Raw genomic sequence first — 13253 nt, forward strand, 5'->3', positions numbered from 1 at the left:
TCAACCTTCTTCCCGCTCGTGCGGCACGGGGACAGATGCGACGATCTCGCTTAGAACGCGCTCGCTAGCAGCGCTGTCCATCCAGCCAATATCGAGTTGCAGGCGATGCGACATCACGGCTGGGAATGCGCGTTGGACGTCGTCTGGCGTGACGAACGAGCGCCCGGCCAGAAATGCGATAGCCTGCGTCAGGCGGGTCAATAGCACAATGGCGCGCGGACTCGCACCAAGGATAATTTGATCGTGGCTGCGCGTGGCCCGGCAAAGATTGATGAGATAGCGCAGCACATCTTCGCTGATGTAGACCTGACGGACGGCTTCCTGGGCAGTAACTACCTTTTCGGGCGCAAGCAGCTGAGCGACAGGCGCATCGTGACCGAACGCGACGCGCTTGACCATGGCCAGTTCGAGATCGGCGTCGAGATAGCCAAGGCGAATTTGGACGAGGAATCGATCGAGTTGGGCTTCGGGAAGTGGGAACACGCCCTGCGACTCGACGGGGTTGGCGGTTGCGATCACGAAGAAGGGCCGCGGTAATGGCATGGTTTGGCCATCCGCCGAAACCTGTCCTTCCGCCATCGCCTCCAACAGTGCCGATTGCGTCCTGGGTGTGGCGCGGTTGATTTCATCCATCAGTAGGACGTTGGTGAAGATAGGGCCTGGATGAAAGCGGAATTGCTCATCCGCTGGGTGATAGATGGTGGTTCCGACGATGTCTGCGGGCAAGAGATCGGGTGTGCCTTGGACGCGATGAAACGACAGGCCCAGGGCCGTGGCAAGTGACGACGCCAGCCTTGTCTTGCCGGTACCAGGCACGTCCTGCAACAGCGCGTGACCACCGGCCAGGCATGCGGCGAGCAGCAGCTCAATTGCTTCGCGTTGGCCGATGACCACTTGGTTTAAACCTTCCACCACAGATTTCAATTCCTCTTGCAATGCCTCGGTGGATGCATGTGATTGCATGGTTTCCGCCATATTGAATACCTCATTTCCGCAGTCGACAGCTCTTGCATTGAATTGTACCGTAAAATGTTTACTGGAAGAACCAGCCGTGACTAAACAGTGCCGATCCGAGTGTCGCCGTTGCAGCAAAGCCGATGAGTGCCAGCCAAAAAGCCGGTGTGGCACGGTCCGCTTGTGGCCAGCGCGCGACAGGAAGGCTGGCAGGCCAGAGGATAGCGTAGAAGCGGAGCACGCTCTCCAGCGGATTATTCGGCATGTTGGCACACAACCCTAAGAACAGAATGGCGGCCATCCAAAGACATGTCTCAAGACTGCAGACGATACCTTGGCCCGGTGTGGCCCACAGGCGGAAGTCGCAACGAAGCGCCACGTACGCCTGGCAAGCTACAAGGCAGGCGACGGCGAGCGTGACCGCCGTGATGGTGGTAAACTGACCGCCGACGATGGCGTCGAGCGCGTTGGTAAGCGGGGCACTCCAGTGCCGATGCCAACTGTCTTCGGCCGTCAAAAGCGCGAACGGCGTGTGGAAATGGCTCCATAAGTACCACTCGTAACAAGCTGGGACGAGGACCAGGCACGCGAGAAAGAACAAGCCGCGAACCGGCATGCGCAGGCGGAACAGGCGGATGGCAAAGAGAGCAGCAAAGGCGCCGAGATCGTGAAATGCGGTTGCCATGCACGCGCCGACGCAGGCGATCCAGTATCGCCGCGAGGACATTGGGTTTTGCAAGCCGTACATGATGAGCAATACGGCGAACAACGTGAAGGATTCTGTGTATAGAGAACTAAAGATGATGGCGCACGGCCCGACCGCGAACAGCAGGACGGTTGGAAAAGCTCGAGCAGGCCGCTCGTTCTCCACGATTCTGTACATGAGAGCCAAAGCGCATAGAAATAAGAGATTGACCAACACGAGCGCTAAAATAGGGCCGAGGATGCGCACGACCACGGGTAGCCCTGGCAAAAAGGCCGCTCCTTTGAAGGCAGGCGTGAAAGGCACGACGTTGCCCGTAGGAATGAACGTCCTTTGTACGGCAAGGGGCAACAGATACCCGTATCTGGCGATATCGACAAACCATTGGCTGTCCCATTGGATAAAGTTGTCTGCAAAAGTGCCCGTCATGTGAATGCGGCTGGCCGCGTCGCCAACAGGCGCGAAGATACCAGCGAAAATCACGGCGTAATGGGCGGCGGCGGCGGTGGCCAGATGGCGCACGCGAGCGCTGTTGAACATCGTCTGTCTCCGTTCTCTCGGTTGGGTGTCTCAGGTTTTGCGTGTAAATTCCGAGTGTGGTATACATAGAAAACGGAAATGGGAACGCGACTGTCCCGATCTATTCATTCTCTGACATCATGGTCGAATTCCTGCTTGGAAATTTTCCGTGTTGTCCATGCAATATTCCCGAAAAAGGAGTATTGTATCTCTTGGTGCGCCCAGAGATATGGAAGAGGGGTTTACGATGGAGAACGAGCAGCCTGTACCGTTGCAATCATTCTGGCAACAATTCTTCGGGCCGAATTTTGGGTACTTGCTGGAACTGTATGAGGAGTACAAGCGCGATCCGAACGCTGTGAGCGCAGAAACGCGCGAGATGTTTAATCGCTATGGAGATCCGGGGCAAGCTGTCGCCACTTCGCTAGAAACGCGTGAAGTCCACACCGCGGTTGGCGGGGTAGGTGTGTCGCCGGACGCCGTTGCACGCGTTGCAGAATATGTGCGTAGCATCCGTACATACGGACACCTCGCTGCCGACACAGATCCTATGTTTCCTGCCGAGTCCTCCCCTGAGTTGGAACCGTCCACCTATGGAATTATCGAGTCTGACCTGTCTCAATTGCCAGCTTCCATCGTCGGTGGTCCGGTCGCCGGGCAGGCACGCGATGCACGTGCGGCCGTAGAGGCACTGAAGGCCGTATATTGTCGCGATCTCGGTTACGAATTTGCGCACTTGGCGAATCGCCAGGAACGCGAATGGCTGGCCGAGCAAGTCGAGAGCCGCCGCTTTCACACGCAGCTCAGCGTGGAAGAGCAGAAGCAGTTGTACCGCCAGCTAGCGCAGGCGGAAATGTTTGAACGGTTTATGCACAGGCGCTTTGCTGGACAAAAGCGCTTTTCTGTCGAAGGCCTGGATGCGCTCGTGCCAATGGTGGATGCGCTTGCAACGCTGGCTGTCGATGCAGGCTGTCCCAACGTGATCGTCGGCATGGCACACCGCGGTCGTCTCAACATACTTGCGCATGTGTTAAAAAAGCCTTACGAGCGGATTTTTGCAGAATTCCACACGGGCAACGAACTCGCCAGTGACGAAGAGTTGGCTGAGTATGAGCGCGGCTGGGGCGGCGACGTCAAATACCATCAGGGTTGGACGCGCGTCTTCACCGATGCCAATGGGCGCAAGGCTCGCTATGTGCTGGCCAACAACCCAAGCCACCTGGAAGTGGTCAACCCTGTGATCGAAGGAATGGCGCGCGCCGCGCAGGAGGATCGGACGCGTCCAGGGCAACCGATTCAAGACGTGCACAAGGCGTTTCCGATTCTCGTTCACGGCGACGCGGCATTTCCGGGCGAAGGTGTTGTTGCGGAGACGCTCAACTTCTCGCAAATTCCTGGCTACTACACCGGGGGCACCGTGCACATTATCGCCAACAACCACGTCGGTTTCACGGCTGATCCGGATCAGGGCCGCTCGACCCGCTACGCCAGCGATATCGCCAAGGGCTACGACATGCCCGTCGTGCATGTCTCGGCGGATAATCCGGAGGCCTGTATTCGCGCCATTCGACTCGCGTTCGCATTCCGCGAGACCTTCCACAAAGATGTCGTGATCGATCTCGTCGGCTACCGCCGCTGGGGTCATAACGAGTCGGACGATCCGAGCATGACACAACCCGTACTCTATACGAAGGTTGCGTCGCATCCGACGGTCAAGGAGTTGTATGCGGCGGAACTGCAGTCGCGTGGAGCCATTGACGCGGCGGAAATTGCGCGGATCGATCAAGAAATCGATGAACAACTGCTGGAAGCCTACAAGAAGTATCCAGAGGTCCACGTGACGGCCAAGGTGGAGGATTTCTCCGAGCAAACAGAGGAAGCTTCGCCGGTCTCGATCGACGACCTGCGCGAGATCAATCGCTCTCTGCTCGACACGCCGCCGAACTTTACGGTTTATCCGAAGTTGCGTCGCATTCTGGAGCGGCGCCGCGATGCGGTGGATAGCGGGGACATCGACTGGGCACATGCGGAGGCCCTGGCGTTTGGTAGCATTTTGCGTGAAGGCACGCCCATCCGTTTGACGGGGCAGGATTCCGAACGAGGAACCTTCGGGCAGCGCCATCTCGTTTTGCACGATGTGAACAACGGCCATAAATACACGCCGCTACAGCATTTGCCGGGTGCTCAAGCGAGCTTTGTGGTCTATAACAGCCCGCTCTCGGAAACCTCCGTCATTGGTTTTGAGTACGGGTACAACATCGAGGCACCAGAGACGCTTGTCTTGTGGGAAGCCCAGTTTGGCGACTTCGCGAATGTCGGCCAGCCAATGTTTGACCAGTTCCTCGCAGCGGCGCGATCGAAGTGGGGCGAAGCGTCCGGATTGGTATTGCTTTTGCCACACGGTTTCGAAGGTCAGGCGTCCGAGCACTCGAGTGCACGTGTGGAACGTTTCCTTCAGCTGGCTGCCCGCAACAATATCGTCGTTGCGAATGTCACGACGTCGGCACAGTATTTCCACCTGCTGCGTCGGCAGGCGGCTCGCTTGGGTACCGATGCTCGGCCACTCGTCGTGATGACGCCGAAGAGCTTGTTGCGCAGTGCTGCCGCGGCGTCCAAGGCGGCGGACTTTTGCGAAGGGCGCTTCCAACCCGTATTGCATAAGGCGATTGCGAAAACGGCCGCAAAAAAGGTGCGTCGACTCGTCTTGTCGAGCGGCAAAGTCGGGGTTGAACTGACGGCCGAGATCGGAAAGCGCGAGGCAAGTGAAACGGCTCATATCGCGACGGCTCGCGTTGAGCAGTTGTACCCACTGCCGAGCTCGCAGTTGCAGGAAGTTCTAGTGGCGTACGAGAACCTTAAAGAAGTCGTTTGGTTGCAAGAAGAACCCCAGAATCAAGGACCTTGGGCATATATGCGGCCGCACTTGCAAGATTTGTTGCCGGAAGGCGTGCGTCTGCGGTATATCGGGCGGCCTGAGCAGGGGTTTGTCGCCGAAAGTTCACCAGACGTTCATAACCGAGTGCAGGCAGAAATTTTGCAAGCTGCTTTGGCGAATGACATCAACTGAGTGCGATTGGGGAGGAAACAAACGTGGCAGAGGTAAAAGTACCTTCTCTGGGCGAATCGATTGTGGAAGCGACCATCGGTCAGTGGCTTAAGCGCGAGGGAGACGCCGTCGAGTCGGGAGAAACCATCGCCGAGCTGGAGACGGACAAGGTCAATGTCGAAGTCATCGCGGAACAGGCGGGTGTTCTAAGCTCCATCCTGAAGCAGGCCGGTGAGATGGTCGGGATTGGCGACGTGATCGCGGTCATCAGCGAAGGGGCAGCGGCACCTGCGGCACAGCCTCAGGCATCGGCTGCGCAACCGGCACAAGCGGCGCCAGCTCCAGCTGCGCAGGCTCCTGCTCAGACTGCGCCTGTTGCACAGGCTTCTGCACAAGCTGTGCCTTCTGCAGCGCCGTCGACGGTCCGGGCAACGCCTTCGGTGCGCCGCGCTGCACTCGAGCAGGGCGTAGACTTGGGACAGGTGCAGACTGGGCGGATTGAAATCGCGGATTTGGCTCGTGCGGCGGCTGTGCCATCTGCTCCAGCATCTGCGCCACAGCCTACGGCGACACCGGCGTCGGCTGTTCGTCCTGACGAAGAGCGGGTTCGGATGTCGCGTCGGCGCGTTACGATTGCCAAGCGTTTGGTCGAAGCGCAACATACGGCAGCCATGTTGACCACGTTCAACGAGGTCGATATGAGTGCAGTAATGGACGTCCGCAAGCGCCGCAAGGACAACTTCAAGGAAAAGTATGGCGTGGGTCTCGGTTTCATGTCTTTCTTCACCAAAGCGGTTGTTGGCGCGTTAAAGCAGTTCCCGCGTTTGAACGCCGAAATTCAGGGCGAAGACATGATTATCAAGCATCACTACGATATTGGCATCGCGGTTGCCACGGAAGGCGGCTTGGTGGTGCCTGTCGTGCGCAATGCGGATAGGCTGACATTCGCCGATATCGAACGTGAAATTGCAGATTTGGCCGTAAAGGCCCGTTCCAATAAACTCGGGTTGGAAGACCTGCAGGGTGGCACGTTTACCATCACAAACGGTGGTACATTTGGATCATTGCTTTCGACGCCGATTTTGAACGCGCCGCAGGTCGGCATTCTCGGCATGCACAATATCGTGCAACGACCGGTTGCTGTGAATGGCCAGGTCGAAATCCGGCCGATGATGTACATTGCGCTGTCGTACGATCACCGAATCGTCGACGGTAGTGAAGCGGTGCGCTTCCTCGTCGCCGTCAAGCGAATGATTGAGGATCCTGAATCTCTGCTCATTGAAGGTTGATGGCAAGGTAAGTGAGCCTTACCCGTCATTCGACGATATACAATAAGGCTGTCGAATTCCGGATGGTGCGGAAGTCGGCAGCCTTATTTGTTGTATTTCGAGATTCGTCAGCCTGTGGTGTTGTTTGTGACCACAGTGGTTGTTGCGTTGGTTGTTGCGTTGGTTGTTGCGTTGGTTGTTGCGTTGGTTGTTGCGTTGGTTGTTGCGTTGGTTGTTGCGTTGGTTGTTGCGTTGGCTACCGGGGGTGCGGTGGTTCCACCCGTTTCGGCAGGAACGAGACTGTCGAGCACTTGGTCCGTCGCCGGGTTCTCAAGGCCGATCCGCCACTGTGCGATGCCACCTAGCGCAAATGCTCCGACTTCCGTGATGCGGGACGCCAGGCTCGCAGGTGTTTCGTAATATACCGTGTGTGTGATCCCGTTTTGCGAGTAGGTGAGCTTGGGTGTTGCGGTCGACGCATTGTACGATACTGTGGTTCCGGGCTGGGACGCGAGATTGTCCACCTGCTGCAGGGTCAGCACCGTCGGATTGTCGCTGTTGCCCCAGTCGTATGCGTACGTGTCGATACCGAGCAGGACTTTTGCCGATGGCGTTTGGGATACTGTGTAGCTAATCGTGTTCACGACCCAGGGCAACGGTGCGATGGGCCCTGGTGGGCTGCCGGGATAACTATAGTCGTAGCTCATGAGCACCTCTTTATCAGCAATCTCACCGATTTGCTGCAGGTTGTATGCTCTGTCCCAGGTGTCGGATGCTGGGTCATCGATGGCCGGAACATCGATGGTTAGCCATTTGTCCTGATTGGCGAGTAGGACGTGCAATTGCTGTAGGAATGACAAAAACGAAACTTGGGCAGCGGCCGGGAGAAACTCAAAATCGATGTTTACGCCATCATATCCTCCCGCTACAACGGCCTGTACAATGCGCTGTGCCAGGGCTAAAGCGTTCTGCGGGTTGGCCAGGAGGTTGGCAAGTGAAGAACCATCGAAACTGTCGATGCGGGCGATGGCAAGCATGCCATTTTGATGTGCATAGCTACAAGCCACTTGGCCTTCATCCTGTGTCAGAGTCCCGTTTGTGTGCAAATCGAACGCGTTCACAAAGAGAACATTGACATGGTGCCGGTACATCTGTAAATCGCTCACGGATGTCGCATCCCCGTTTATAAACGCACTGTTCCATAGCCCCGCCTGTGCCGGCTGTGGCAAATTCGGTTGATTGGCTAGGGACCACTGGCTGCCGTTCCACGAGCAGGCAATACCAGCGCGTTGGAGCATTTGCATGACGTACCATACCGGCATGTAGGTGGTCGGTTTACCACTGTTTGGGTCGATCGCGACGATCGGATTGACCATCGAGACGAGACGCTGGTTGAGGTACAGAGCCACCTTGCCTGTGCCAATAGAAAGATTGTTCCAGTCTATCGCCTGTGAATTGCTTACCGAGAACAGCCAAGAGGATCCGTTCCATTGGTTTGTGCATCCAAACTCGTTAAGAGCCTGCATGACATAGTACACAGGCATGTATGCCGTCCCGCCCTGGACGATTTTGTATACATGCGCACTGTGACCGTCATAGTTGATGGTGGCAGGCGAAAAATGCAGTGCAGGCTGCGCCGATGCTGCATGTTCGAAGTGTGGGAAAGCGGCGAGTGCCAGTGCGGAGCAGGCGGCGGCCACAAAGCCGACGCCTGCGTTGCGACGATTGAATTTCTGCATCAGCGGCGCGAGTCCTTTCCGTACGTAGTCCGATGGCGTCGGCAAGCCGACCTTACATCGATAACACTACGAAACGACGGACATGCCGACAAGCGGAGAATCTTGACAGGCCTAAATTACGTGTCAAAAATTGTTGGTCGGTGGCACTTCACGCCTTGCGACGCCAGACTTGCGCGCCGCCTCGGCGACCGCGTCCGCAACGCGCTGTACGACGGATTGGTTGAACACCGACGGAATGATGTAGTCCTCGCGCAGTTCGTGATCGCGAATCGAGGAAGCGATAGCCTCGGCCGCCGCCAACTTCATATCTTCGTTAATGGTGTACGCACGGGCCGCGAGCGCACCCTTGAAAATGCCAGGGAAACAAAGCACGTTATTGATCTGATTCGGATAATCGGAGCGGCCAGTCGCCAGGACCCGTACGTGTGGAGCGGCGAGTTCGGGCTCGATCTCCGGATTGGGATTTGCCATGGCAAAGACAATGGGATCGGGCGCCATTTTGCGAATGTGATCCACCGTGAGGACGCCGGGACCGGAGACGCCGATGAATACGTCTGCGCCGACGATAGCATCGTCCAGTGTGCCCGTGACATTATCCGGATTCGTGTGCTCCTTGTACCAATTCCACATCTCGTTCTCATAGGTCGCACCACGGTGAATAATGCCCTCCAAGGTGACGCCCAGAATGTTGGTTACGCCCGCTTTAAGCAACATTTTCGTGCACGCGACACCGGCGGCACCGATGCCGACGACGACGACTTTCAAGCTCGGCAGCGGTTTACCGACCAACTTTGCGGCGTTTAATAGACCTGCGAGCATGACGACCGCGGTGCCGTGCTGGTCGTCGTGAAAGACGGGGATATCCAGTTCCTCGCGCAAGCGTTCTTCAATGTAAAAGCAACGAGGTGACGAGATGTCTTCCAAATTAATGCCACCAAACGCCGGAGCAATTTGCTTGACTGTCTCGACAATTTGGTCCGGATCTTTGGTGTCAAGGCAGATAGGGAATGCGTCAACGCCTGCAAATTGCTTGAACAGCATCGCCTTGCCTTCCATAACGGGCATAGCCGCATAAGGGCCGATATCGCCAAGTCCCAAAACCGCCGTTCCGTCAGAGACAACAGCGACTGTGTTGCGCTTGATTGTCAATTGAAACGCTTTCGAGGGATCTTCGTGGATCGCTTCACACACGCGTGCGACGTGAGGCGTATAGACTCGCGAAAGATCCTCGCGGTTTTTAACCTGTAACTTTGGTGCGACTTCCAGTTTTCCGCCGAGGTGTACGAGAAATGTACGATCCGACACGGCGACGACATGAATGCCTGGTTCCCGATCAAGGATATCCGCAATTTGCCGACCGTGTTCCCGGCTGCTGACATTGATGGTGATATCGCGTACCACCATGTCTGGCGTTACGCGGATGACGTCCACAGCTGCGATGTCACCGCCAGCATCGCCGACAAGGCTGGCCACTTTTGCAAAGGTGGTACCCTGATTCGTGAGTTCTAAACGGTAAATTAAGCTGATTCCAGTTCGCTGTAGTTCCATGAAGAGCCTCCTTCGCGTTACCCCACCTTGGACTCAGTGTAACAAACGTGTCGTCGCAGTTACAATGAGGTTAAACTTGCGCTGTAGGCGAATTTGAGATCATCGACAGGGGCGGAATCGATGGACTGGTGGCACGATGCGTTAGAACACTGGACAAAAGCTTTCGGGATCGAATGGACGCTTGTCGAATGGCCGCACAGTGCACCAGATGTTCCGAGGTTTGGCTGGTGCAACCGCGATGAAGCTTGGTTGCTACGTCTAGATGAGGGCAGGGCCATCCGATTTCCCAACTGGGATGCGTCTGAGCAAGTGAGGTGCGCCCTTGCTTGGACTTTGCGCCAGCTGGCGCACGAGCAACGGTTTAGCGGCGGACGACCAGTGGGACAGGCCTATGCAGGCTGTCGCGACATGACGTTTGCGGAGTTGACCGCTGTAGTTGCGGGCGTCGACGGACGCGGCGAACCACGCGACTGGGGGACGCTTGCTCAAAAGAAGTTCCCTGGCTATCTGATCGCGATCGAATGGACTGCCAAACACGCCAACAGCGAACGGCAAGTGGCGGAGGATGCCGATATTGCAAGACATGTGATCGAGGCGATGTTCGGGCATGGATGGACAGAGTTCGATGCAAACGGCCCTTGTTTGCTGGTGTTTCTTGCGCAGGACGATTTGGCCGGGATCGAATGTGACGGCGATGAACCTCCGTGCGTCGGTGATCAATCGTTTAGCAAATTGCTGGCGATTGCAGAACAATTGGCGGCAGCGGTACGGGCGGAGGCCTTCGTCGATGCCAAGGTTTGGGTCTCTATGCCTATCGTGAGCCCGCATATGGTCTTTTCGGCACTTGCGTCCTTGCAGTTGACGGCACGCATGGGCGATCGGTACAACCGTACGCACGGCGTGTTTGGGGAGGATCCCGCACTCTATCTGCTTAGTATCGGCGGCTCTGCGCAATGGAAAGTGCTACAGGCGATGTTGACGGCGCGAGCGGCGCAGCCTTTGCGAGATTGGCCGGACGGCTGGCGAGAACTGACGGAGGCCATGATAAAGGCCAATCTCAACGCCAGTGAAGCTGCGCGATCGCTCTACGTGCATCGGAACACGTTGCTTGCGCGGATCGAAAGGTTGTACGAGGCGAGTGGATTTGACGTGCGCCGCGGCGAGGACGCCATTGCGCTGTACCTTGCTGCCCGTTTTATGCCACAACAAGTTGCTTCAACTTGACGAGGCGATTCCGTACAACCTGCACATAGGCCTTCTGTGTACTCTTTGCTAGACTGGCACCATAGCAGCTAGACATGGGAGGTTGACCAACGTGGCACGCGTGTTGCTCGAACATATTTACAAGACATACAGTGGTGCATCGGAACCGACGGTCAAGGACTTTAATCTCGACATCCAGGACAAGGAATTTGTTGTGTTCGTCGGACCGTCCGGTTGTGGTAAAACGACGACATTGCGCATGATTGCAGGGCTCGAAGACATTACGGATGGCAACTTGTACATCGGGGAACGCCGCGTAAATGACGTCGCACCGAAAGATCGCGACATCGCCATGGTGTTTCAAAACTATGCTCTGTATCCGCACATGTCCGTTTATCAGAACATGGCGTTCGGCTTGAAGTTGCGCAAGGTGCCAAAGGCCGAGATCGACAAACGCGTACAGGAAGCCGCGAAGATCCTGGATATTGCGCATCTTTTGGACCGCAAGCCGAAAGCGCTGTCAGGTGGTCAGCGCCAACGCGTTGCCTTGGGCCGCGCTATCGTCCGCGAACCACAGGTGTTCCTGATGGACGAACCGCTCTCCAACTTGGACGCAAAACTGCGTGTGCAGATGCGCGCGGAGATTCGTAAATTGCATCAGCGGTTGCAAACGACGATGATTTACGTTACACATGATCAGACGGAAGCCATGACGATGGGCGATCGCATCTGTGTGATGCGGGATGGCATCATTCAACAGGCGGATACGCCGCAAGTGGTTTACTCGCAACCGAAGAACATGTTTGTCGCAGGTTTTATCGGATCTCCGGCCATGAATTTCATTCGCGGCGAAATCGTCGCCGATGGTGATGCATTCTACTTCCGCGCGCCGGCAATCTCACTGCGCCTGCCCGAAGGGCGTTATGGCGTGTTGAAGAGTTCTGGCGTGATCGGCAAGCCGGTTGTACTTGGTGTGCGCCCAGAGGACCTGCACGACGAAGAAGTGTTTATGACGACGTATCCGGATACGGTTCTGCAGTCACAGGTCGAGGTCGTCGAGCACATGGGTTCTGAGTTGTATTTGCACTGCAGCGTCGGCGAAAACACGTTCATCGCTCGTGTCAATCCGCGTCACATGTACCATGTTGGCAGCTCTGTGAAGCTTGCCGTCGATTTGAACAAGATTCACATCTTCGACGCGGAGACCGAGGTGTCCATCGGTTTTGCGGCGCCTGCAAAACAAGAGGCATTGGTCTAAATCGAGGTGTTGTCCATGGTGGAGAAGGTTTTGACGGTTAACTTGGCCCAGGGGCTGGCCGCCCGGCCTGCGGCGGAGTTCGTCAAACTTGCATCGTCGTTCGCGAGCAGCGTTCGCGTTGGCAAGCACGATCAATTCGTTGACGCCAAGAGCGTACTTGGTGTGATGTCGATGGCCATCGCGCACGGTGAGACAGTGACGCTGCAAGCAGAAGGCAGCGACGAAGCGGAAGCTGTAGCTGCACTTGCGGATTTGCTGGGGAAAGAAAGTTTATAAGTCGAAAAGGGGCTGTCCCAAAACCCATTGTAAGATGGGGGAAGGGGACAGCCCCTTTTTTGTTTAATTGTCTTTTTTTTTGCGTTCTGTGCTTGCAAGGTAGCTCCTCCTACGCGGATAAAGCCGCCTTCTTCATCAGATTGTGGGCTAAACTTACGAGCCCCACTTCAATGTGCGTCTTAAATAAGCCCCGCAGGTGAAATCTGCGGAACCCGCGATTGGCTTTTAGTTGCCCAAACACGCTCTCAACCTCCACCATACGTCTGACTGAGAGTTCTCGGCCTTCCTCACTTGACAGACGTTCCCTTGTCATTTGTTTGTATCTTTGGAGCTCGCGACTTACGCCGATTTGTCGATTACCCAACCCTTTTGTGCACCGAGCTCGTATCGGGCATGTTCCACAGGTGTCACATCTGTAATATCTTTTCTTCACTCGGTATCCAGTCTCAGTCTTCTCGTATCCTTCGTATCGAAAGGTCAATCGTTGGTCCGCTGCACAGATGTACTCATCTCGTTCTTCGTCGTATTCCCAGTTCTCATACCGACTGATGTCTGCTTTCCACCGCTTCGTCCGCTCCTTGTGATAGGTGTTGTATTTCACGTAAGCAGTGATTTGCTGTTGCTCAAGGTATGTATAGTTCTCTTCACTCCCGTATCCTGCGTCTGCAATAACAGCCTTCGGAGCCACACCCAAACGCTCCCGAATCTGTTCTAGATGCGGGATTAGGCAACGCGTGTC

At 56.1% G+C, this 13253-nt stretch carries 10 protein-coding genes; 5 read left to right on the top strand and 5 right to left on the bottom strand.

Going from position 1 to position 13253, the window contains the following annotated elements; all coding sequences use genetic code 11:
* Nucleotides 1–975, bottom strand: coding sequence for an AAA family ATPase (locus QMF38_RS08115; protein ID WP_281759146.1), 975 nt, complete (start codon nucleotides 973–975; stop codon nucleotides 1–3).
* A 58-nt stretch (nucleotides 976–1033) separates the two neighbouring features.
* Entirely contained in the window at nucleotides 1034–2197 is a 1164-nt protein-coding gene (locus tag QMF38_RS08120) for a mannosyltransferase family protein (RefSeq protein ID WP_281759147.1), read from the bottom strand.
* A gap of 226 nt (nucleotides 2198–2423) precedes the next feature.
* Between QMF38_RS08120 and QMF38_RS08125 the strand changes: the two genes are divergently transcribed.
* Together QMF38_RS08125 and odhB are read left to right on the top strand one after the other, a co-directional pair.
* Nucleotides 2424–5243: a 2-oxoglutarate dehydrogenase E1 component gene (locus tag QMF38_RS08125; RefSeq protein WP_281759148.1), complete on the top strand. Its 2820-nt coding sequence runs from the start codon at nucleotides 2424–2426 to the stop codon at nucleotides 5241–5243.
* A gap of 23 nt (nucleotides 5244–5266) precedes the next feature.
* Nucleotides 5267–6511, top strand: coding sequence for a 2-oxoglutarate dehydrogenase complex dihydrolipoyllysine-residue succinyltransferase (odhB, locus tag QMF38_RS08130; RefSeq protein WP_281759149.1), 1245 nt, complete (start codon nucleotides 5267–5269; stop codon nucleotides 6509–6511).
* Nucleotides 6512–6618: 107 nt separating this feature from the next.
* On the opposite strand, the gene QMF38_RS08135 is transcribed toward odhB, so the two are convergent.
* Nucleotides 6619–8229, bottom strand: a complete 1611-nt coding sequence (locus tag QMF38_RS08135; protein WP_281759150.1) for a glycosyl hydrolase family 18 protein — start codon at nucleotides 8227–8229, stop codon at nucleotides 6619–6621.
* 123 nt (nucleotides 8230–8352) lie between these two features.
* A complete protein-coding gene (locus tag QMF38_RS08140; protein ID WP_040289016.1) occupies nucleotides 8353–9777 on the bottom strand; it encodes an NAD-dependent malic enzyme in 1425 nt (474 codons plus the stop codon).
* A gap of 120 nt (nucleotides 9778–9897) precedes the next feature.
* On the opposite strand from QMF38_RS08140, the gene QMF38_RS08145 reads away from it, so the two are divergent.
* From QMF38_RS08145 to QMF38_RS08155, 3 genes are all read left to right on the top strand, one after another.
* On the top strand, nucleotides 9898–11001 hold the full coding sequence (locus QMF38_RS08145) for a PucR family transcriptional regulator (protein ID WP_281759151.1): 1104 nt from the start codon (nucleotides 9898–9900) through the stop codon (nucleotides 10999–11001).
* 91 nt (nucleotides 11002–11092) lie between these two features.
* On the top strand, nucleotides 11093–12238 hold the full coding sequence (locus tag QMF38_RS08150; RefSeq protein WP_040289018.1) for an ABC transporter ATP-binding protein: 1146 nt from the start codon (nucleotides 11093–11095) through the stop codon (nucleotides 12236–12238).
* A gap of 15 nt (nucleotides 12239–12253) precedes the next feature.
* Complete coding sequence (locus QMF38_RS08155) at nucleotides 12254–12514, top strand: HPr family phosphocarrier protein (protein WP_040289019.1); 261 nt, start codon at nucleotides 12254–12256, stop codon at nucleotides 12512–12514.
* 109 nt (nucleotides 12515–12623) lie between these two features.
* Here QMF38_RS08155 and QMF38_RS08160 read toward each other — a convergent pair.
* On the bottom strand, nucleotides 12624–13253 hold a 630-nt coding region (locus QMF38_RS08160; protein ID WP_281759152.1), incomplete at its 5' end, for a transposase.

This window comes from Alicyclobacillus hesperidum subsp. aegles, assembly GCF_027923525.1.
GTDB lineage: Bacteria > Bacillota > Bacilli > Alicyclobacillales > Alicyclobacillaceae > Alicyclobacillus > Alicyclobacillus aegles.